At 59.4% G+C, this 1,170-nt stretch carries 1 protein-coding gene and 1 pseudogene; both read left to right on the top strand.

The window, feature by feature from the left end:
• A pseudogene (locus tag EN914_RS36050) lies at positions 1–639 on the top strand (serine/threonine protein kinase); the annotation flags it as partial.
• Positions 640–723: 84 nt separating this feature from the next.
• Complete coding sequence (locus EN914_RS36045) at positions 724–1,134, top strand: DUF1036 domain-containing protein (RefSeq protein ID WP_024504491.1); 411 nt, start codon at positions 724–726, stop codon at positions 1,132–1,134.
• Positions 1,135–1,170 lie beyond the last annotated feature (36 nt).

The raw sequence follows: 1,170 nt of genomic DNA, 5'->3' as shown, positions 1-1,170 counted from the left end.
GTCGACGACATCGCCCAACGGGTGTCATGGGTTCGCGACTTCGGCGGCGGCGACTGTTTCTATGCGACGATGACCTCAGCAACCGACAAGGCTGCCGCGATCGAAGGCTTTGGAACATCGGTCCAGCCATTCGAAGGCATGCTGGCCGAGTTCCAGGCCAAATTCCATGTCGAGCCGGACATCAGCGTCCGGCTCATTGAACCAAGCCAATGCGAAGTCACCAATTTTCTGCGCTTTATCGGGCAGACCGCATCAGACAAGCCGCAGCTTGTTCTCGATCGGACATCGGTGCCAAACGGTACGCCGATCAGCGGAACGCTGGTGACGCGTGGCGGGCTCAGGTCCAGCGTGCTGTTGATCGACCATAAAGGCATGGTGTTCAATCTCGACGACCGCATCGTCGTAGAACCCGGCAAGGCTACTTTCAGCATCCCGATTGGTCTCGGGGCCGCCGACAAAGCCGCCGGAAAGGCGGTGCCGCAGATCATAATGGTGATCACGGGCCCTCAGGACATCCAGGCAGCCGCGTTCTCCACGCCCATGCCAGCCTCGGTGCTGCTCCCAAAGATTCTTGAGGAAATCGAGACCGACGGGTCTCAATTCTCGGCCACCGCCCAGTATTTCCGGCTCGGCGGATAGCATGGGCGCCCGATGCAACTCAGCCGCTCTGACCCGCCAATAAGGCAGTTTGATCCGGTTCGGGCCCCTGCCCTGCGTGGCAGCATGAGGCTTGCGGTCATGGGGGGGGCGGCCCTGTTGGCCGTGCTGTCATCCAGCGAAGCGCGCGCCGAGTTCACGGTCTGCAATCAGACTCTGGATGTCGTCAATCTCGCCGTCGGCCAGAAGGTCGACAATGCGGACCAGACCGATGGCTGGTGGACCATCGGCGCCAATCAATGCGTAAACGTCATTCGTGAGGAACTGACGAACCGCTACATCTACATCTACGCAACGGACGTGTTTGGTCATGCGATCCTCACAGGATCGACCGAAATGTGCATTGAGCGGCGACGTTTTTCGATACGCGGCATCGACGAGTGCTGGCAGCGCGGCCATATCGCGGCACAATTTCTTGAAGTCGATACCCTCGAACAGGCGCGGTGGACTTTCTTTCTTACGGGAAGCAATCCGTGACGCACGGTATCGACACGAGCTTCAGGCAGAAAAAGC

The sequence above is a fragment of the Mesorhizobium sp. M7A.F.Ca.CA.001.08.2.1 genome (genome assembly GCF_003998455.1).
Lineage (GTDB): Bacteria > Pseudomonadota > Alphaproteobacteria > Rhizobiales > Rhizobiaceae > Mesorhizobium > Mesorhizobium ciceri.
Note: the sequence above shows the minus strand (reverse complement) of the source record. Positions and strands in the feature narration are given on the sequence as shown.